17 protein-coding genes are annotated in these 20,259 nt (G+C 64.0%); 14 read left to right on the forward strand and 3 right to left on the reverse strand.

Annotated features, from left to right (window positions below; genetic code table 11):
* Positions 1-7: 7 nt before the first annotated feature.
* The 9 genes from L2Y94_RS06665 to L2Y94_RS06705 all read left to right on the forward strand — a co-directional run bounded on the left by L2Y94_RS06665 (position 8) and on the right by L2Y94_RS06705 (position 7,292).
* A complete protein-coding gene (locus tag L2Y94_RS06665; protein ID WP_247373901.1) occupies positions 8-1,081 on the forward strand; it encodes a phage baseplate assembly protein in 1,074 nt (357 codons plus the stop codon).
* Positions 1,078-1,653 (forward strand): phage baseplate assembly protein domain-containing protein, encoded by a 576-nt coding sequence (locus L2Y94_RS06670; protein ID WP_247373902.1) that lies wholly within the window; start codon positions 1,078-1,080, stop codon positions 1,651-1,653. Before L2Y94_RS06665 ends, L2Y94_RS06670 begins: the two co-directional genes overlap by 4 nt.
* A 58-nt stretch (positions 1,654-1,711) precedes the next feature.
* A complete protein-coding gene (locus L2Y94_RS06675; RefSeq protein WP_247373903.1) occupies positions 1,712-2,062 on the forward strand; it encodes a phage GP46 family protein in 351 nt (116 codons plus the stop codon).
* Positions 2,063-3,130: a baseplate J/gp47 family protein gene (locus tag L2Y94_RS06680; RefSeq protein ID WP_247373904.1), complete on the forward strand. Its 1,068-nt coding sequence runs from the start codon at positions 2,063-2,065 to the stop codon at positions 3,128-3,130. It abuts the gene before it with no gap.
* Positions 3,127-3,639 (forward strand): putative phage tail protein, encoded by a 513-nt coding sequence (locus tag L2Y94_RS06685; RefSeq protein WP_247373905.1) that lies wholly within the window; start codon positions 3,127-3,129, stop codon positions 3,637-3,639. Before L2Y94_RS06680 ends, L2Y94_RS06685 begins: the two co-directional genes overlap by 4 nt.
* 3 nt (positions 3,640-3,642) lie before the next feature.
* Complete coding sequence (locus L2Y94_RS06690) at positions 3,643-5,253, forward strand: hypothetical protein (protein WP_247373906.1); 1,611 nt, start codon at positions 3,643-3,645, stop codon at positions 5,251-5,253.
* Positions 5,250-5,636, forward strand: a complete 387-nt coding sequence (locus L2Y94_RS06695; protein ID WP_247373908.1) for a hypothetical protein — start codon at positions 5,250-5,252, stop codon at positions 5,634-5,636. The genes L2Y94_RS06690 and L2Y94_RS06695 overlap by 4 nt, the downstream gene beginning before the upstream one ends.
* Positions 5,637-5,639: 3 nt before the next feature.
* Complete coding sequence (locus L2Y94_RS06700) at positions 5,640-6,287, forward strand: hypothetical protein (RefSeq protein ID WP_247373909.1); 648 nt, start codon at positions 5,640-5,642, stop codon at positions 6,285-6,287.
* Between the two features lie 216 nt (positions 6,288-6,503).
* The gene (locus L2Y94_RS06705; protein ID WP_247373911.1) at positions 6,504-7,292 is read left to right on the forward strand and encodes a DNA adenine methylase; all 789 of its coding nucleotides are present in this window, start codon (positions 6,504-6,506) and stop codon (positions 7,290-7,292) included.
* A 307-nt stretch (positions 7,293-7,599) separates the two neighbouring features.
* On the opposite strand, the gene L2Y94_RS06710 is transcribed toward L2Y94_RS06705, so the two are convergent.
* The 3 genes from L2Y94_RS06710 to L2Y94_RS06725 all read right to left on the reverse strand — a co-directional run bounded on the left by L2Y94_RS06710 (position 7,600) and on the right by L2Y94_RS06725 (position 15,948).
* On the reverse strand, positions 7,600-10,623 hold the full coding sequence (locus L2Y94_RS06710) for a TonB-dependent receptor (protein WP_247373912.1): 3,024 nt from the start codon (positions 10,621-10,623) through the stop codon (positions 7,600-7,602).
* A gap of 322 nt (positions 10,624-10,945) precedes the next feature.
* Entirely contained in the window at positions 10,946-13,867 is a 2,922-nt protein-coding gene (locus tag L2Y94_RS21310) for a TonB-dependent receptor domain-containing protein (protein ID WP_283248524.1), read from the reverse strand.
* 101 nt (positions 13,868-13,968) lie between these two features.
* On the reverse strand, positions 13,969-15,948 hold the full coding sequence (locus L2Y94_RS06725) for an alpha/beta hydrolase family protein (RefSeq protein ID WP_247373913.1): 1,980 nt from the start codon (positions 15,946-15,948) through the stop codon (positions 13,969-13,971).
* A 128-nt stretch (positions 15,949-16,076) separates the two neighbouring features.
* On the opposite strand from L2Y94_RS06725, the gene lgt reads away from it, so the two are divergent.
* From lgt to L2Y94_RS06750, 5 genes are all read left to right on the forward strand, one after another.
* Complete coding sequence (gene lgt / locus L2Y94_RS06730; protein ID WP_247373914.1) at positions 16,077-16,895, forward strand: prolipoprotein diacylglyceryl transferase; 819 nt, start codon at positions 16,077-16,079, stop codon at positions 16,893-16,895.
* A gap of 19 nt (positions 16,896-16,914) precedes the next feature.
* Entirely contained in the window at positions 16,915-17,811 is an 897-nt protein-coding gene (thyA, locus tag L2Y94_RS06735; protein ID WP_247373915.1) for a thymidylate synthase, read from the forward strand.
* Positions 17,812-17,921: 110 nt separating this feature from the next.
* A complete protein-coding gene (locus L2Y94_RS06740; protein WP_247373916.1) occupies positions 17,922-18,554 on the forward strand; it encodes a TetR/AcrR family transcriptional regulator in 633 nt (210 codons plus the stop codon).
* A 236-nt stretch (positions 18,555-18,790) separates the two neighbouring features.
* A complete protein-coding gene (locus L2Y94_RS06745; RefSeq protein ID WP_247373917.1) occupies positions 18,791-19,279 on the forward strand; it encodes a dihydrofolate reductase in 489 nt (162 codons plus the stop codon).
* On the forward strand, positions 19,276-20,244 hold the full coding sequence (locus L2Y94_RS06750) for a Nudix family hydrolase (protein WP_345780020.1): 969 nt from the start codon (positions 19,276-19,278) through the stop codon (positions 20,242-20,244). Before L2Y94_RS06745 ends, L2Y94_RS06750 begins: the two co-directional genes overlap by 4 nt.
* Positions 20,245-20,259: the final 15 nt, after the last annotated feature.

Here is a 20,259-nt window from a genome sequence, read left to right on the forward strand (position 1 = left end):
CATACGGTTGTCGGTCGGCGGTGTCGTTAATGACACCTGGACGGGCTGGTCGGTCGATAGTGACCTGTTGACGCCCGCCGATGGTTTCGAGCTCGAACTTTTTACGCGTAACGGCATCACCTTGCCGGCAACGGTGGTCGAAGGCGCACCCTGCACATTGGATCTGGACGGCGATGCCGTCTTGACCGGCGCACTGGATGAGGTTGAGCAACAGGTGGGGCGCCGTGGCCATGCTGTGCGCATCACCGGTCGTGACAAAGCCGGAACCCTGGTGGACTGCTCCAGTCCGTTTGTTTCGATGCGGGAAGCCACCTTGCAGCAGATCATCGACCAGGTGGTGAAGCCCATGGGCATCAGCAAGGTCCGCCTGGATAGCGATATCGCCAAGCTGCGCAAGCAGGTACAGGTCAGCCCAGGGCAAACAGCGTGGGAAGCGCTCCTGCTCACGGCCGAAGCTAATGGGCTGTGGCCCTGGGTCGATCCCGATGGCACGCTGGTCGTCGGTGGCCCTGATTACACCGCCGCAACGGTGGGTGACTTGGTCCTGCGTCATGGAGATAGCGACGACAACAACATCGAGGATATGAGCGTGCGTCGGTCGATTGCAGATCGCTACAGCCAGATCACGGTGTTGGGCCAGCATGGTGCATACCAAGGCAGCGGCTGGGACGAGGACCGCACCACGTTGACGGCCAAGGTAAGCGATAGCGCGCTGACGGCGCGCGGCATCTTCCGGCCCCGTGTGGTCATCGACAGTGGATGTGATACCAGCGACCTCGCCACGGATCGCGCAAACAAGCTGCTTTCGGATAGTCAGCTCGATGCCTTCGAGGCCCGAATAAGGGTCAAAGGGTGGCGCGCCAGTGGCGGCGCCGTGTGGACGCCTGGCCAGCGCGCCAACCTGATCAGCGAACCGCACGGCATCAATGGCACGTACTTTCTCATGGCACGCACACTGCGCTTGACGCGCCGAGAGGGAGCCATCACAGAACTACGCTTCCGTGAGGATAAGACGTGGGTGGTTAACGCTCACCAGAAAAAGCAAAAGAAGCAAAAGACCACGGAATTTTTTGGCCTATGAAGCGCCTGACCCAAGTCATGCGGCAAACCGCAGAGCGAGCCGGGCAGCGCATGCGCGCGGCGTTTAGGGGCAAGCTCAGTCGCCTGGATGCTACGGCTGTGTTGCCCGCCGCCCAGGTTGAAGGTTTGGCTGGTGAAGCCGTTGCAGCTGAGCTCATGCAGCACTACGGCTTGGCCAGCGCGCCCCTCGCGGGTGCCGAGGTCATCCTGCTTCCCGTTGGGGGCGACAGCGGGCATAGCGTGATCATCGCGAGCATTGACGGCCGTTACCGCATTCAGCTTCAGCCAGGCGAAGTCGCGATCCACACGGACGAGGGGGATCACGTCCACATGCAACGCGGCCGTGTCATCGAGCTCGTCACAGAAACTCTGCTCGTGAAAGCTGGCACCAAGGTTCGCTTCGAAACGCCTGTCGTGGAAATGAGTAAGGATCTGCACGTCGAGAACAACGCACATGCCGATGGCGATGTCAGTGATGGCACGCGTTCCATGGCAGATGACCGTCAGATCTATGATGGTCACACCCACCCGGTTGCCGGAAGCTCGACGCTTCCACCCAATCAGAAACAGTGACCGCTTCTAACAAGCGCTTGAATATGCGACCCGCGCGTGCGCGACGCACCATGCCGCCATGGATGCAGGCATTGACCCCAGAACAGGCGATCTAAGCGGACAGCGCATCACGACGCTGGCCAATGCCGTGTATCTACGTCTCGTCGTCCCACTTGGCAGCTGGTGGGCTGCACCCACCCTTGGCAGTCGCCTGCATGAACTTCAGCGCGAGAAGGATGTATCTCGCGTTCGCATTCTGGCCCGGGACTACGCCTTGGATGCTTTGAAAGGCCTCCTGTCCGATGGCCGTGCGAGCGCCATTGACGTTTCGGTGTCTTCGTCGTCGATTGGATGGCTACAGCTCGATATCGACGTGACTGAAGCCGGTGGCCAGCAACAGACCTTCAATCACTGGGTCCGCGTGATCTAAATGCCCTTTCCCACGCAAAGCCTTGAGACCATTCGTGACCGCATCCTGCGCGACATCAGCAGCCAGGATAACGACGCAGATATCAGCACCGATAGCGATAACTACGTGCGCGCGACGGCCGATGCCGCCGCCATCGAGGGGCTCTATCAGTTCCAGGCATGGCTATACAGGCAGATATTCCCTGACACGGCCGATCTTGCCGAGCTGGTCAAGTATGCCGCCGAGCGAGGCCTGAGCCGGAAGCCGGCTAGGGCCGCGACAGGCAAGTTGAGCGTTACGGGTATCTACGGAACGACGTTGCCTGCGGGTAGTAGCGTCCGCCACGTCAACGGCACCATGCTGGTGACCACGCTGGATACGCCCGTCGGCGCAGACGGTACGGCCGTCGTGGCTGTCGCAGCGGCGGTGGCGGGAGCGGTAGCCAACGGCATCGTCGGTAATGCGACGATTACCAGTCCGCCCCTGGGAATCGATGCGGCAGCGGTGGTGTCCACAGCGCTGGCTAACGGCTCGGATATCGAATCCCAGGCTAGCCTGCTCGATCGCTACCTGACCCTTCTCCGACGCCCCCCAGCGGGCGGTAATCACTACGACTACAAGCGTTGGGCGGAATCCATACCGGGCGTCGCGTCGGCTTACGTGTATCCGCTACGACGTGGTTTGGGAACAGTCGATATCGTGATCGTGGGGCCGGACGGCCTGCCTAGTGATGAGCTGATCGCACAGGTCCAGACCTACATCGATGACCAACGACCGGTTACCGCGTGGAATTGCCTGGTCTTCGCACCCACGATCATCAATGTAGATCACGACGCCAAGGTTAAACTCACCGACGGATATCAGCTTGCGGATGCACTCACCGACGCAAAGGCACAGCTCGCAGCGCTATTCGCGAACTTGGCTCCTGGAGATACGTACTATCGATCGCGCGGTGAGGCGGCATTGTCCGGTATCTCGGGGGTGATCGATCGCGAGCTGATCGCACCGGCAGCGAACGTCGAGGCGACGGTCGACGCCAGCCAGGTTCAGTGGCTGCGCCTGGGCGCTGTGACGTTGGAGTTGATGTGAACGTCTTCGCCGAACTGCTGCGGTCGCTTCTCCCGCCTGTCGCTTACGACCCCAATGGCCCGCGGCTGTCCGCCTGGATCGACGCCGAAGCGGCGGCGCTTCAGGACGCGCGGTATGGCGGCGACGCGCTATTGGCGCGCATGCATCCCGCAAGTGCGGGTGCCGACGTCGCCAGCTGGGAACGTTTGTACGCCCTTACACCGGCGCCAAGCGACAGCCTGGCCAAGCGCATTCAAGTGGTGCTAGCCAAGATGGGCGAGCTTGGGGGCATATCCCGAGCCTACTTCGTGCGCCTGGCTGCAAGCCAAGGCTACGGCATCACGATCAGCGAGCCACGAGCATTCCGTTGCGGCATCAGCCGTTGCGGAGAACGCCTCTATGGTGAAGACGTGATCTTCGTCTGGGACGTCACAATCAACACACGCCCGGTGGGCGGCGATGATGCCGCTTTAAAGGCACTTTTTAACGATCTCAAGCCTGCGCACACGCAGTGCGATTTCGTGGAGTAAGGCATGCGGCGCATCAACACACCTGACGGGCTCTACCATAACGCCGACGTGCTAGCTGGTGTCCAGGGCACAGTGGTCGACGCCGACGCCCTTAACGCTATTCAAGAAGAGATCATTGCCGTCATCACCGACGCCGGCATGGAGCTGGACCCATCGTCGAAAACGCAGTTGCGGGATGCTATTGCAGCCATTACGGGCGCCGGTGTCGAGTGGGGCGCGATCAAGCACAAGCCAGAGGAATTTCCCTCGACGATTCCGCTGGTCGACGGCCTATCGGACGCTCTTGGTCTTCTTGCGCCCAAGAGCTCTCCCGTCCTTACCGGAACGCCGAAAGCACCAACAGCTCAGCCTGGGACCAGCACCGACCAGATTGCAAGCACTGCCTTCGTCTCTGCTGGGTTGGCCAATAAAGCCGATGAAGACCATCACCATGAGATTGGCGACGTAGATGGCTTGCAGGATGCCCTCGATGCGAAAGCTAGTACGTTAGATCTCAATGGGAAGGTGTCTAAAGCCGGCGATACGATGACGGGGAAGCTCACCGTCAAATCGGGCCGGCCAGCCGTTGAGCTCAATAAGTTAGCATCCGGTGGGGAGGCGTATATCGCTGGCTTCACCAACGGCGCGGCGCGGTGGTCGGCGATCTTTGGTGACTCGGGAGCCGAGTCCGGCGCCGACGCTGGCTCGGATTTTCAGTTGCAGAGCTACAACGACGCTGGAGCCCTGAAAGGCGCGGTGTTGAAGTTCTCGCGAAAAACCGGCGACGCCATTTTCTCCGCGTCGATTCTTTGCAACGGCTTCATTGGATCTAATCAGGCTGCCACGGTTGTCTATGCGAACGCTGGCACGGTCTACCTGCGGCCCTCTGGTGGCAATTCGACAGCTGGCCAGTGGACAGCGGATGCGGGCGGGCTCCTAAGCGGAGGGTCACCGGGCACTGCCGTTCGAGGATTTCAGAAGTACGGCATCTCGACCTTCTCGGCAACCTCGAACTCGAATACCGATCCTGGGATTGGTGGCTCCTACTCCGCATGGGCCGGTGATCGCACCCCAGCCCTTCAGGTGGATGCGCAGAACACGAGCAGCGCCTACATGGTGTGGCGTGTCACGAAGTGGGGTGAGCGCCATCTCGCCGCAATGGACGTCTACTATAACGGCGGAAACATGCGTGTCGACCTGCATTGCGGCGTGCAGCAGACGCACTGGTGGGAGTCCAACGGCAATTTTACCGCCACCGGCAAGGTGATCGCGATTGGAGGTTTCGATACCTCCGACATCCACGAGAAAAGGGATGTTCGCGCCGCTCAAGTCACCCGAGGCCTATCCCTGCGCTGCGCAAAGGCCTTCAAGCAGTGGTTTTGGAAGGCCAACGGTGAATCCGATAGGGGCTTGATCGCACAGTGGCTTCGGCGTCATGCGCCTCACCTGGTAGTGGAGTACGTGAAGGCCGGCACCGGTAAGCGCGGCGACCGAAAGGTTAAACGCCTCGCCATCAACAAGAGCGCCCTTGCCCTCGAATGCTCCATGGACAACGCCCTGGCAATCGAGGAACTGATCAATAGCAACCGTGCCCTACAGCGGCGCATCGACCGATTGGAGCAAAAGACGAAATGAACCCGCGCATCCAAGTCATCGCCCAGGGCGTGACCAGCGAGGTCATCTCGCTCATGACCACGCTGATTTACGACCCTTCAAGCGGAGGCGTCCAGGTCGTATTCGGGGCTCGCCCATGCGTCTACGCGGGTGATGTCTACCAGGGGCCGGGAGGCGATCAGCAGCCGCTCGTCGTCGCACTGGATGACATTGCCGGTCGCTGCCTCGGCGAAGGCGTGGACCCGGTTACCGGAGCTAACCTCTCTGAGATTTCTAGCGCCGGGGCGGTTCTCATCATCAAGTCCGCGTTCGCGAAGCTCTACGACGAGCGCGTCGAGGCATTGAGCGCCGCACCGGCGATCAATGAGACAAATTCCTCGGTTCCGGGCCAGGTCGAGGTCTGATTCGTGTCGCTTCTCAAGTCCCTTGGCGTGGATTTCGATGACATGTATGACCCCGACGTCATCGGGGACGGGCCGTCTTTCGCGCAACTGGCGGATAAGGGCGTGCCGCGACGGTATGCGCATATCCAATACGGATCGCGGCAGCGAGATTCTGGCTACCGAATCAACGGCTCGGACACTTCCAACTTCTGGGCGGCGAAGGGGACGGCCGTGTACGCCTTGGCCATCAATGGCAGGAGCTACACCGCGAACAACCAGAGTCGTGGTGGCGCCGGCGTGCGGCTACAGATCCTCGGCAACGGCACATACCAGGTGCTCGTGCAAGACCAGAACGGTACGTCCGGCTACCACGCCGTCGACTCCGGTACCTGGCTTCCCGCTGGCGACTCGGCCTCGAACTGGACCGTGGTCATGGGAGCCAATGAGAACTCTCACGACTGGATCGGAAACGGAGCGACGAGCGATGTGGAAAACACGGCACCCAGCCAAACTGCCGTCTCATCGAATCCGTACTGTGGCGGCAAGTGCTCCGCCACGTTCACTGGTAGCAATTCGCAAAGCCGTGGCGGCCTGACCGTCCGCCTATATCGACTCGGCGCCCTCCGAAGCACTACCACGATTTCGTACTTCTGCAACGTCAACGGCAACTGATTCAGCCCACACGTCACGAGCAAGTCAATGTGCGGTGGCGACGCTCCAATGAATATATCGACGGTGTCCACCGCGATGGGAGCGTCAAGTTAGTCGGGGGCCAGGCTGCGCCAACAGCCTGACCCTCACCACGATGAGGCGTGGATCAGATGAGCCCCCTTCCGCACGTGCGGCAAGGGAAAGGTAGCCCCACCTGATCTCACAAATGGAGACTAGATGTCGTCCCCTATCATTCCTTGGCTTGGCGGAAAGCGCCGGTTAGCCGATAGGATTTTTGCGTTCTTTCCCAACCACACATGCTATGTAGAGCCGTTTGCAGGCGGTGCTGCGCTATTTTTCCTCAAGCCGCCAGCCGAGGTCGAGGTACTCAACGACATCAATGGCGACCTGGTCAACCTATATCGCGTCGTACAACACCACCTCGAAGAGTTTGTTCGCCAGTTCAAATGGGCGCTGTCCAGTCGTCGCGTCTTCGAATGGCTCAAGGTCACGCGGCCGGAAACCCTGACGGATATCCAGCGCGCGGCCAGGTTCTATTACCTCCAGCAGTCGGCCTTCGGGGGGAAGGTGCAGAGCCAGACCTACGGCACCGCCACCACCGCGCCGCCCGGCCTGAATTTGCTGCGGCTGGAGGAAACCCTGTCTGCCGCCCACCTACGACTGGCCAATGCCTACGTCGAGCATCTGCCCTGGGAGGCCGTGGTGGCCAAGTACGACCGGCCTCACACGCTGTTCTTCATCGATCCGCCGTACTGGGAGACCGAGGGCTACGGCGTCGAATTTGGGTGGGAGCAATACGAGGCGCTGGAGCAGTGCCTGGGGAATATCCAGGGGAAGGCCATTGTGACCCTGAATGACCACCCGGCCATACGGCAGCTCTTCTGTCGCTTCCACATCGAGCGGGCCGACCACCGCTATACCGTTGGCGGTGGAAGGGGTAAGGAAGTGGGGGAGGTCCTGATATTCAGTTGGGACCTGGCGGCGGAGCCCGCAGGCCTGTTCTAGCTCACGTAGGAGGCGGCGAGATGGCCTGGCGGGATGCCGGGCCCGGCTGCCTCGGGGCTCTGGGTTCGCCTCCCTGCGCCGGGAAATGCGTGTAGTGACAGGCCCTCACCCAGGCCTAGAGCCGATCTATGGGCCTGGCGGCCGGCCTGGATGGAGGGGGCTTTAAGGCCCGTTCCAGGTAGATTTAGGCGTTTTCAAACCATGTGGCGCGTTCGCTCAGACCATTCGCCGCCCTACATCGTCAGTGGAAGCATAAAAAAAGAGCCGCCCGAAAGGGCGGCTCTTTTCACGACCGACAGCCGAATCCTTACAGGCTGAAGTCGTACTGCACCATCAGACGGAAGTAGCGCGGCGTCTGGTAGTAGGTCGGCACGCGGTACGTGGTGGCGTACAACGTCTGGTTCGCGCGCTCGCCGATTTCGCTGACGGCGATCGGCTTGCTGTTGTTCAGCACGTTGATCGCGTCGAGCTGCACCGTGAGGCCCTTCACGTACGACGGGGTGTAGACCACGTTCGGGCTCAGCGACCAGTTCCACGGCAGGCGCTTGCCGTGGCCGCGCTGGTCCACTTCGCCTTCGCAGTAGAAGTAGGACGACGAGTAGCCCGGGATGCCGTAAGGCACGCCGGAACCGCCGCCGAAGCAGCTGGTCGGACGACCCGACTCGAGCAGGCCGTTCACGCCCACCGACCACTCGGGGGTGATCTTGTAGCCGCCGTAGACCTTGAAGCTATGACGACGGTCGTTCGGCAGCCAGCCGTTCGAACCGTTCATCAGCTCCGGATAGTCGAATGCGCTGGTGGTACCGGTATCGGTCTGTGCGTTGTCCGACTTCACCAGGCCCTCGGTGTTGCCGTAGTTCTTCGCCCAGGTGTACGACGCGTTGACGTACCAGTCGCCGCTGGCCTTTTCGGCGGTGAGCACCACGGCCTGGTAGCTGCGCTTGGCCTTCGGGCCCAGCTTGTTACCCGGAATGGTGACCTCACGCAACTGGCCGCTGCCGTCGAGGTCGAGGTTGAGGGTGAGTTCGCTGCCCGGGTTGAAGATGTAGCAACCCGGCATGTTCGCCGGCGGGGTGAACGGATCGTTGCCGACGTTCAGGCCCAGCGACTGGCCGTAGGCATAGAACGGACGCCAGTCGCAGGTGTCGTCGATGGCGTTGTTGAGCCTGCGGTAGATCGCCTTGGCGCCGACCACCCAGTCGTTGAGGAAGTCGTTGTCGCTGGTGATGCGGTGCTGGATGCCCAGGATGTATTCATCCTGCGAGTACGGCTTCAGGTCGCGGTCCGCCACCGAACGCGGGTCGGGCGTGCTGCCGTTCTCGCCGTTGACGATCTGCACCGGGGCGAGGGCTTCGCCGAGCTGCGGGATGCCGCGGCCGTCGACGTTGCCGTATGCGAAGTCCTGCATCGTGTAATACGACGCGGTGGCGGCGCGCAGGGCGACGTTGGCGGCGATCGGCAGCGAGTAGCGGCCGGCCGTGCCGTAGATCTTCGTGGTGGAGTCGCCGAACAGATCCCACGAGAAGCCCAGGCGCGGCTGCCAGATGTTGCCCTGGCGCACGAAGTTCTCACCGGCGCCGTTCTTGTTGGTGAACGAGTCGTTGCGCACGCCGATGTAGGCGAGGACGTTGTCGGTGACCTGCCAGTTGTCCTGCAGGAACCACGACTTCTGGTCGACGGTGACCGATCCGCCGGTGCGGTAGTTCTGCACCTGCACGAAATCCTGGCCCGGCGTGCCGTGCAGCGAGCCGTCGCTGTCGGTCTGGTAGTAGTAGAGCACGCCGCCGGCGTAGCTCTGGCCGTTCTCGGAACGCCACTTCTCGCGGCTGAAGCCACCGGCGATGTCGTGGTCGCCGATCTTCCAGTCGAGGTCGACGCGCCACGCGGTGCGCTGGTCTTCACCGTTGAAGATGTCGGTGGTGGACGCGAGGTAGCACGAGGCGTACGGCGAGGTGAGGCCGCTGGTGGTGCTGTCGCGGGCATCGATCACGTACGGGCAGCCCGTGCGCGGACCGTTGATGTTGCCGTCGTAGCGGGTGTGCGTGCCGTCCGGGCTGATGTAATCGGACGAGTTCTTGCTCTTCATCTTGCCCCACTGCGCGCTGGCAGTGAAGTCGTCGGTGATGTAGCTGGTGTACTTGAACACGTTGACGTCGCCACCGGTCTTCACGCGGCGCTGGCCACGGTAGTCGGTCGTCGACGGCGTGCCGTCCTCGGCGTAGTTGGCCGTGAAGTAGTTGCTCGTCTGGTGTTTGGTGTTGTTCATCCCCGTGTACTCGAGGATGTTGCTGTCGTTGATGTTCCAGTCGAGCTTGATCAGGTAGAACGGATCGCTGTTCTTCGTGCGGGTGGCCGCGGTGGTGGAGTTGCCCGTGCCCGAACCCGGCGCGATCGGGTAGAGCGTGGAGCTTTCCTTGTGCGACTGGAAGATGCCGTAGAAGAAGAGCTTGTCCTTGACCAGCGCGCCGCCGAGCCACGCCGAGTAGACGTTGTCGTTATCGGAGTTGCGGTCGTAGTTGCGGTACAGCGTGCCGTTCTTGCGATAGGTCTTGTCTTCGTTCTCGCGGGCGAAGGCGGGCTGGTAGACCCAGTTGGCGCCACCCTTCCACTCGTTGGTGCCGCGCTTGGTGATCACCGAGGTGACGCCGCCGGTGGAGAATCCGTACTGCGCGCCGTAGCCGCCGGTCTGCACGTCGAGCTGCTCGATGGCGTTGAACGGCACTTCGGAGAACGACAGGTTGTTGTACAGGTTGGTGACGTTGAAGCCGTTGACGTAGTAGCTGTTTTCCGCCACCGACGCGCCGCCGAAGGAGGGCAGGTTGCCGAAGCGCGAGTCGCCCTTGGTGGTGCCCGGGGTGAGGGCCGCCACGTCGACCACGTTGCGCGGCACCGGCAGCTTCTCGAGCTGGTCGGCGGTGAAGCTGGTGCGCGATTCCACGGTGGCGACGTCGATCTGCGCCAGCGCGTTGGCCGACACGGTGACGGTGTCGAGCGCCTGCGCGGCGGAATCGCCCGCGGCGGCGAAGTTCACCTGCGCGGACTGGCCGGCGACGACGTTGATGTCGCGCGTGGACACGGTCTGGCCGTTCTGCTGAACGTTGATGCGGTAGCTGCCGATCGGCAGCGACGACACGCGGTAGTGGCCGTCGTCGCCCACGGTCACGGCGCGCGTGGCGCCCGAGCCGAGGTTCTGGACCTGGATGGTCTGCGAGGCCGTGGCGGTGCCGTAGATGTCGCCGACGGTGCTCTGCGCGTAGGCGGAACCGGCGAGCAGGCAGGCGCCCAGCGCCGACACGAGCGCGGTGCGCTTGAGCAGGGTGCGGTTTGTCATGGTCAAAGTCTCCCTGGCCCTGCTTGGTCGGCAAGGCTGAACAGCTTGTAGTAGCGCCGCGTGCGGCACTCGTTTGTGGGTAACGAAAGGGTTTGGGTGTGGGGACACCCGCGTCGCGCCAACCCCTGGGCGCATGGCGACGTCACACGAACATAACGTGTGAGTCACGGGTTCGCAAGAGTTTGCGCGTAATTCATCCAAGGCTCGGATGAAACCGGCCTGTTGCCTTATTTGTCGTCAGAAAGTTGCGATTGACGATAAGGGCCGGTATTTACCTACGCTGCCATCGCGGACCCTGTCCGCGATTCAGGCAAAACGATGCCTAGAACTTCTGTTGGTAACCGACGTAGAAATACCGATTGATGTCGAAGGCCGGGTTGTACGGCGCGCTACCCTGGCCTGCGCTCGATGCCGCGTAATACAGCGGTCCCTTGCGCCCGAAAATGTTGTTCACGCCCACGCGGAAGCTACCGTTCCACGGTGCCTGCCAACGCAACTGCATATCGTGGAAGGCGACCGAGCCCTTGCGGCTCACGCCGCTGGCACCCGTGAGCGCGTCGGTCTCGTCGGGTCGGTTGCATTCCTCCGTAACCGACCAGCACGCGTCCTTCAGGCCTGAGAAATAACGCACGGTCCAGGTGGCGCCGAAGCGTTTCCAGTTCCAGTCGAGCGAAAGATTGGACCGTACCCGGTAGAGGCCTTGCAGGTTGTTCATGTAGCCGGCGAGCTGGCGCGGCGCCGCACCCGCGCTGGATGCCTGGGAGAAATCCTTCAGGTAGCTGCTGTCGGACAGGAGGGTGAATTCGCCGTAGCGCGTGCTCGGCAGCCGGTAGTGCAGGCCGAGGTCGTAGCCTTCGGTGCGCAGCGAGCCGAGGTTGGCGAGGCTCTCGTCGAGCGCCGTGATGTGGCCGTCGGCCGCGCGCGTGAAGCGTCCGCAATACGTCGGGTCGTTGCGCACGTAGCAGAAGTTGAGGATGTCGCCGGCGAGGATCGGGGTGATGACGTCGCGGATGTCGACCTTGTAATAGTCGAGCGTGACGTCGAGCCCGTCGAGGTATCCCGGGCTGTACACCAGGCCCGCGGTGCGCGTGATCGACGATTCGGGTTTGAGCGAGGGATTCGCGCCCGTGCGGAACGCCACGGGATTCTGCCCCCCCGTGGACGAATTCACCGCGGCACCGCTGGGATCGATCTGCCGGTAGTTGGCCGGTACGCCGGCCGCCGCGCAACGTCCGCGCACGCCCGCGTCGCTGGCGGCCGCGCCGAACGCGCTGTCGCAAGGATCGAGGAAGCTCTCGAAGCTTTCGGCGCTGCCCGCGTAGAGGTCGGCCACCGTCGGCGCACGGAAGCCTTCGGCGTAAGTGCCGCGTAGCAGCAGGTCGTCGAAGGGTTTCCAGCGGAAACTGTATTTGTTGCGCGTGCCGCCACCGAAGGCGCTGTAGTGCGAATAGCGCGATGAGGCGTTGACCGCCAGTTCGCGCGCCAGCGGCAGGTCGGACAGCAACGGCGCATCGAGCTCGAGATAGGCCTCGTTGACGATGTAGCCGCCGTGGGTCGGGTCGCTGGCCAACTGCGTGGTGAGCCCCTCGGAGGCGGCGGCGTCGGGATCGTAGCGGCCGTTTTCCTGGCGGTGCTCCACGCCGCCGGCCAGGCGCAGCGTGCCGGCGGGAAGGTCGGCCACGCCACCGGTGAGGTTGGCGATGATGTCGTTGGTACGGGTGACCTGGCGCGCGTTGCCCGTGGCGGACACGTATCGCCAGACCGAATCGGGCGTGCCGCCCGGACCGGCGAGGATGTTCCAGGGCACGCAGCCCGCCGCGCGATCGGCCTCTTCGGCGCAGGCGGCCTGGCCGCCGATCGTCGTCGTGGGTCCCAGGGCCTTGCGTGCGTTCGCCAGATCGACGTTGCCGCCGGTGGTGAGGCTGGCGCGGGTTTCCGAGTACGCGTAGGTGGCATCCCAAGCCCACGTGCGTTCGCCCCACTGGAACGTGCCTTCCGCGCCGACGTCCGCATGCAGCGTCTTGCTCTTGGCCCACGTGATGCGAGGCACTTCCGTAAGGCGCCGGAAGAACGGCGTCTGATAACCGGGGAAGGGGTTGTAGGCGTTGTCCGGGTCGATGAACAGGCCATCGGCGCGTCCCGAACCGCTTTGCAGCGGATAGCCGGCGGCGCGCCATTGCGAGTCGCGCACGCCGTAGCTCGCCATGCCGCGCAGGGCGACGTCGTCGGTGAGGTTGTAGCGGCCGGTACCGAACAGGTTGCGCAGCTTGCTGCCCGCCCGGAACGTGGTGTCGCGCGCCGTGGAATATTTGTCGGCGTTGCTGTTCGCGTCGTAGGGATGATAGTTGGCGATGTCGGCGGTGTCGGCCACGGCGCCGCCCGGGTGATCGACCACGTAGCGGTTCGGCACCCACGTGCCGTTGGCACCGTAGGCGCCGGCGCCGGGCGTGCCGGGGGCGCGCGGATCGACCACGCCGCCGTACGGCCCCATGCCGAATCCGCTGTCGGGATGCCTTGGGCCGTCGGCGTAGCGCGTGAGCGAGCGCTTGTCGTCGAGCAGTTCGTCGGCATCCTCGTAGGTGGCGCCGAGGATGATCGAGGCGCGCTCGGTGCTCTTGCCCCAGGTGAAGTTGCCGTTTTTCCGGGTGCCGTCGCCCTTGCCGTTCACGCCGTAGAGGACATCGGCCGACGCGCCTTCGAAGCGGTCGGTGGTGATGATGTTGACCACGCCGCCGATGGCGTCGGAGCCGTAGATCGACGAGGCCCCGTCCTTGAGCACCTCGATGCGCTCGACGATCGACACCGGGATGGTGGACAGGTCGGTCAGGCCGCCGAGGCTGCTCGTCCAGCGCCGGCCGTTGACCAGCACGAGCGTGCGCACCGCGCCGAGGTTGCGCAGGCTCGCGTAGCGGCCGCCGGCGTCGTTGCTGGAGGAAAGCGAATCCTGCGGCGTGATTTCGGGCGTGGAGGCCGAAGGCATGCGCGCGATGATGTCGCCCAGGTCGGTGAGTCCCGTGGCCTTGATCGCCTCGCGGTTCATGGTGAACACCGGCTGCGCGGTTTCCACGTCGATGCCGCGGATGCGCGAACCGGTAACGGTCACATTGACTGGCGCGAGCATCGCGGCCGGCGACTCGTCCTGGGCCTTCGCAGGCCCGCCGAGCAGGCACGCCGCGAGTGCCAGCACCAGCGCCGACCGTCGGCCCCCGCCGAGGTGGCGCTTGTGCCCGGAACTGACGTACATAACCCCGAAAACCTCCCGATCCCCCGCCTGCCCGCATCCGGGCTTGCGATCCACGCAAAATACCGCCTGCGGCGGGGGTCGGGCAACTGTCCTGTCGGGGGTTACGGTGCCGCCCCGGATGTGGCAGGGGCACCATCGCCGATGTTGCGGTCGAGAAACGCCTGAAGTTTCGTATAGAACTCTTCCACGTTCTCCGGCTTGACGAAGCCGTGCCGCTCGCCCGGTTTGGTCAGGGTTTCGTAAGGCTTGTGGGCGGCGTCGAGGGCGGCCTTCATGGCCTTGAACTGGGCGAAGGGCGCGCGCTGGTCGTCTTCGCCGTGCACCAGCAGCACGGGCACGGTGATCTTGTCGGCCAGGTGCACGGGCGAATTGGCCGCGAGGTCGGCCTCATCGCGGCCGATCACGTGGGTGAGGTAGCTGAGCCCTACCTGGCGATCCTTGATGTCGCCCTTGTTGTACATCATGTCGAGGTCGTAGATGCCTGCGTAACCCACGGCGCATTTGAACAGGCCGGGAGCACGGGTCGCGGTCATCATGGCCGAATAGCCGCCGAAGCTGCCGCCGTAGACGCAGACCCGGCCGGCGTCGGCGTAGTGTTGGTCGACGGCCCATTTCACGCCGTCGATCAGGTCGTCCTGGATGCGCGTGCCCCAGTTGAGCCAGCCGGCGTGTTCGAACGCGCTGCCTCGGTTTCCCGAGCCGCGGTAGTTCACCTGCAACACGAGGTAGCCGCGACTGGCGAGGAACTGCGCGTCCCTGTCGTAGAACCACGTGTCGGAAACACCGAGCGGGCCCCCATGAGGCAACAGCACCATGGGCAGGCCGTTTTCGGGTTTGCCCTTGGGGAAGGTGAGGATCGCTTCCAGTTCCATGCCGTCGCTGGCCTTGAAGCGCATCGGGCGGCGTTCGCTCATCTTCGCGGGGTCCAGCCATGGCGAGATGGCGAACAGGCTGCGCACCTTGTAGGTGTGGGTGTCGATCAGCATGTAGCGGCCCGGGTCGCGGTCGCTGTCCACTTCGAACATCAGCTGCGACCCGTCCTCGCTGAAATCGACGAAGCTGACGAGTTCGCCCGGAAACTTGGCGGACAATGCGCGATGCAGCTTGGATATCGTTTCGTTCGGGTCGAAATAGGTGACGCTGGGAATGCCGGTCGTGGCCCTCGTCCCGAACGGGTGCAGCGGTGCGGCCGTCCAGAGGCCGTCCGTGGTCAGGGTGCTGAATTCGTCGCGTGCCAGGCTCTTGCGATTGCCGCCGTCCTCGTCCTGCTCGACCAGTTCGCCGCCCCGGCCATGCGGGCTGTACATCGCATAGATGCGCTGGCTGCCGTCGACCTGGGCGAAGGGCAGGAACTGCTGGCGGGCGATGTCGTCGCCGAGCCGGGTCCAGCCGTCGCCGCTGCGGTGGAAGATCACGTACTTGTAGTCGTTGTCGACGCCGTAGGCGAAGCGCGCCACGCCATCGGCGCCGATCACGAAGCTCATCTCGCCCAGGCCGATGTCCGCCATCTGGTGACGAACGCCGCTGGTGGCGTCCACGTCGTACAGCGTGCTGCGGTCGCGATCCGTCCACGAGGTGGCGCGCATGTAGAAGTGGCCGTTGGCCTTGGGAGGCGTGCCGTCGATGTAGCCCCAGCCGCGGTCGGTGGAGCGCGTGGCGGCACGCTTGCCGTAGTTTTCGTAACCGAAGAGGTAGTCGGGATTCTTGCCGTCGATGTCCACGGCCATGAGTTCGCCGGTGTACCTGACCAGGCCGATGGATCCGTCCTGTATGCCCCGCGCCACCACGAGACGATGGGCGCTCACCCATGTCATGCGCGCGGGAACGTCGTAGGGGGGCAGTCGAATCAGGGCCGTGGGACGTTGCAGGTCGTCGATGGCATAGATGGCGATCGCGTGGGTGAAGCCGTCTTCGTTGTTGTAGACCACGGAAAAGTGCTTGCCGTCGGGCGATAGCCTTGGCGAGGTCATCGGCTGGTGGCGGGCGAAATCCGCCACAGGGATCGTATCGGCGATAGCCGCGACGGCGGGCAAGGCGAGACAGAGCGCGGCCAGCAGCGGCCGCACGAAACGGTGCGTCATAGATCCGGTTTCCCCTGGTTTGCGTCCATGGCGTAGCCTCCCCGGCGGCGCCTGACCGCCGATATAGCCGAATCCCCCGGTCCCGGCAAGATCGCTACACTGTGCGCCTGCTTCGACCAGGTTCATCCATGACCGCTCCTTTCGTTGTCGACATCGATCCCGTCGCCTTTTCGCTCGGCCCCGTCCAGGTCCACTGGTATGGCCTGATGTACCTGGGCGGCTTCCTCGGCGGCTGGGCACTGGGCGAGTACCGCCGCCGCCAGGGCCGCCTGCCGGTCAACGCCGACCGCTTCGGCGATCTCATGTTCTACGCGATGATGGGCGTGGTGGTTGGCGGCCGCGTGGGCTACATGCTGTTCTACACGGCCATCGACTGGATATGGACCGATCCGCTGGCCATCTTCCGCGTGTGGGACGGCGGCATGTCCTTCCACGGTGGCCTGCTCGGCGTGCTGGCCGCGGGCCTATGGTGGTCGCGCCGTAACGGCGTAAAATTCTTCGATGCGGTGGATTTCGTGGCGCCGCTCGTGCCGCTCGGCCTGGGTCTGGGCCGCCTGGGCAATTTCATCAACGGCGAGCTGTGGGGCAAACCCACGGATCTGCCCATCGGCATGATCTTCCCGCATGCGCCGGACGCGCTGCCGCGCCATCCCAATCCCCTTTACGAATTCGCGCTCGAGGGCGTGGTGATGTTCACGGTGCTGTGGATCTTCTCCATGAAGCCGCGCCGCCGGTATGCCGTGTCGGGCCTGTTCGCGTTGCTCTACGGCGTGTTCCGCTTCACCATCGAATTCGTCCGCGTGCCCGACGCGCAGCTGGGCTACCTCGCCTTCGGCTGGGTCACCATGGGCCAGATCCTCTCGCTGCCGCTCATCGCGGTGGGCATCCTCCTCCTGCTCATGTCGCGACGGGCGCCCTATGCGCCGACGGCGCCGGCAGCCCACTGATACGTTCGCGAGGCCCTCGATGCGCCATCCGGAGTTCCAATACCTCGACCTCATGTCCCGAGTCCTGGAGGAGGGCGATCGCCGCATCGATCGCACCGGCGTCGGCACGTTGTCCGTCTTCGGTGCCTTTGCCCGGTTCAACGTGGGCAGGGGTGAGTTTCCGATCCTCACCACCAAGAAAGTCCACTGGAAACTGGCCGTCAAGGAAATGCTCTGGTTCCTGAGCGGCGAGACGAACATTCGTCCGCTGCTGCAGGCGGGCGTCCGCATCTGGACCGACTGGCCCCTCGCGAGATTCCGCAAGGAGACGGGCGAACCGATCTCCCAGGAAGACTTCGAAGAACGCATCGTCCATGACGAGGCCTTCGCCCGGACATGGGGCGACCTCGGCCCGGTGTACGGAAAGCAGTGGCGCAGGTGGCGGGGTACCGACGGCGTCGAGCACGATCAGGTCCAGGGCCTGATCGAGACGCTGCGGGAAAACCCATACAGCCGGCGCATGCTGTTCCACGCATGGAACGTCGCGGAGATCCAGGACATGGCGCTTCCGCCCTGTCACATGGTCTACCAGTTCCACGTCGATACGTCCGGCAAGCTGAGCCTGCTGCTGTTCCAGCGCAGCTGCGATCTGCTGCTGGGCGCGCCGTTCAACTGGGTCGGCGCCGTGGCGCTGCTGCTTATGGTCGCGCAGCAGGCGCGGCTCGAACCGGGCGAACTGATCTGGGTCGGTGGCGACGTGCATTTGTATCTGAACCACCTTGAACAGGCGAAACTGCAGCTCTCGCGTGAGCCCAGGGACATGCCGACGCTTACGCTCCACTCCAGGGCCTCGTCGATCGACGACTACCGGATCGAGGATTTCGAACTGTCGGGTTATGCACCGCATCCGTCCATCAAGGCGGACGTCGCCGTCTGAGGCGACATCGCCGGCGTGCGTCACGTGCATGAGCCGGTGTATGGCCACTGACAGGCGGCCAACTTGTGTATCGAGTAGTATGAAAGCCTGATCGACTTAGGGAGGCATGCATGGCCGTGATGGGTCGACCGCGAGGGTTCGATCGCGACAAGGCGATCGACGAAGCCTTGGACCTCTTCTGGCAGAACGGATTCGAAGCGACGTCGCTGAGCCAGTTGAAGGCTGCCATCGGCGGCGGGATTTCCGCGCCCAGCTTCTATGCGGCGTTCGGCTCCAAGGAGGCGTTGTTCCAGGAGTGCGCCCGGCGCTATCTGGACACGTACGCGCGGGTCACCGAATGCCTGTGGGACGAAACCATGGCGCCGCGCGACGCCGTCGAGACGGCTTTGCGACGATCCGCGAAAATGCAGTACGAGCGACATCACCCCAAGGGCTGCATGGTGGGTCTGGGCGTCATGAGCGCACCGTCGGAGGAGCATGCGTCGGTCAGCGATTCGCTGACGCGCTCGCGTTCGCGCACCCGTGCGGGATTCGCCGCGTGCGTCCAGCGTGGCATCGACGCCGGCGAACTGGCCGCCGACACCCATCCTCGCGCGTTGGCGGCGGTCTTCGACGCCTTCCTGCTGGGGGTATCCGTGCTCGCGCGGGACGGCGTCGGCCTGAGCGCCGTGGAGGGGGGCATCACGCGGGTCATGGCCGCGTGGGACGCCGCATCGGTCGGGCCCAAGCGCCGCGCGCGATGACGTCGACCGGGTGGCCCGCCGTTCCCGCGGCGTGGCCGGTAACGGCGTACCGGGGCTCGATGACGCAAAAACCTTCGATAAATCGCAGGTTTGACGGAATGTAGGACGGCTCGACGAGAGGATGTCGCTCCTCCCGGGCGGCGGCTGTTTCACCCGAGGCCGTAGGGGACTACCATCCGCAACGCGCCGTTCGCATGTCGGCGCGTATCTTATCGCTTTCACGCAAAGGAAGTTCCATGGCTGTTCACCTGGTTGCCGCGCTCGACGAAAACTTTGCCATCGGCAAGCAGGGGGGGCTGCCCTGGCACCTGCCTGACGACCTGAAGTACTTCAAGGAACTGACGGTGGGCAGGGCGGTGCTCATGGGACGCAAGACCGCCGAGTCGATCGGCCGTGCCCTGCCGGATCGCGTCAACTACGTGCTTTCGCGCAAGGGCGAGGCGCCGTTTCCCGGCCAGATCACCGTGCGCTCGGTGACCGAAGCGCAGGCCAGCTGCGGTCATACGGGGCTGATGGTCATCGGTGGCGGCGAAGTCTTCCGCGAGGCGCTGCCTTATGCGAAAGAGCTGTACCTGACCTGGGTGGACGGCAAGTTCGAGGGTGCCGACGTGTTCTTCCCGGGCATCGATTTCAAGCATTGGACCGAGGTGTCGCGCATCCATCACCAGAAGGACAAGGACCACGCGCACGCCTTCGACATGGTCAAGTACGTCTACAACGGATGATGCATGTCGCCGCCGGCGTGCTGGTGGACGGTGCCGGCCGCATCCTCATCGCGCAGCGTCCGCCGGGTAAGCACCTGGCGGGCCTGTGGGAGTTTCCCGGCGGCAAGCTCGAGCCCGGCGAAGATACCGCCGCGGCGCTGGAGCGTGAGCTGGACGAGGAACTGGGCATCGCCGTCGATCCGTTGTCGTTCGAGCCATTGATCCGCATTCCGTGGTCGTATGGCGAGCGGGCCATGTGCCTGGATGCCCTGGTGGTGCGAGCGTGGAGTGGCGAGCCCGCCGCCCTCGATGCGGCGGCGATCGCATGGCGCGATCCGCGCGACATCGATCCCGCGATGCTGGCGCCCGCCGATCGGCCCATCCTCGCCGCATTGCGGCTTCCCGAGCATTATCCGATCACGCCGGCCGATCTCTCCGTGGATACGGCCATTACGCACGTTCGCGTGGCCTTGGCCCGGGGAGAGCGGCTTATCCAGTGGCGATTGCCTTCGATGCCGCTTACGCAGGCGCGCGCGGGGGCGGCTCTCCTGCTTCCCGATCTTCATCGCTTCGGTGCGTCGATGCTGCTCAATCGCGACATCGAGGGCGCCCGCGACCTGGGGCTCGGCGTGCATCTGTCGGCGGCGCAACTGCGCGAGCTCGATACCCGGCCGTTGCCGCTGTCGCAATGGGTGGCGGCGTCATGCCATGACGCCGAGGAACTTGCCCTGGCCTCGCGCCTGGGCTGCGATTTCGCGACGCTGTCGCCGGTGATGACCACGGCGAGCCATCCGGATGCGGAACCGCTGGGGTGGCCGCGGTTCGCCAAGCTCGTCGAGGCGGCTTCGTTGCCGGTGTTCGCGCTGGGCGGTGTCGGCCCGGGCGATGCAGCGGTGGCGCGGATGCATGCGGGGCAGGGTGTGGCGGGTATCCGCGGCTTCGGCGCGATGGCATCGCGAACAGGGTTCGCTCCCTCCCTCCGGTAGCAACCTTCCTGCCGA

It is taken from the genome of Luteibacter aegosomatis (genome assembly GCF_023078455.1).
GTDB classification, from domain to species: domain Bacteria; phylum Pseudomonadota; class Gammaproteobacteria; order Xanthomonadales; family Rhodanobacteraceae; genus Luteibacter; species Luteibacter aegosomatis.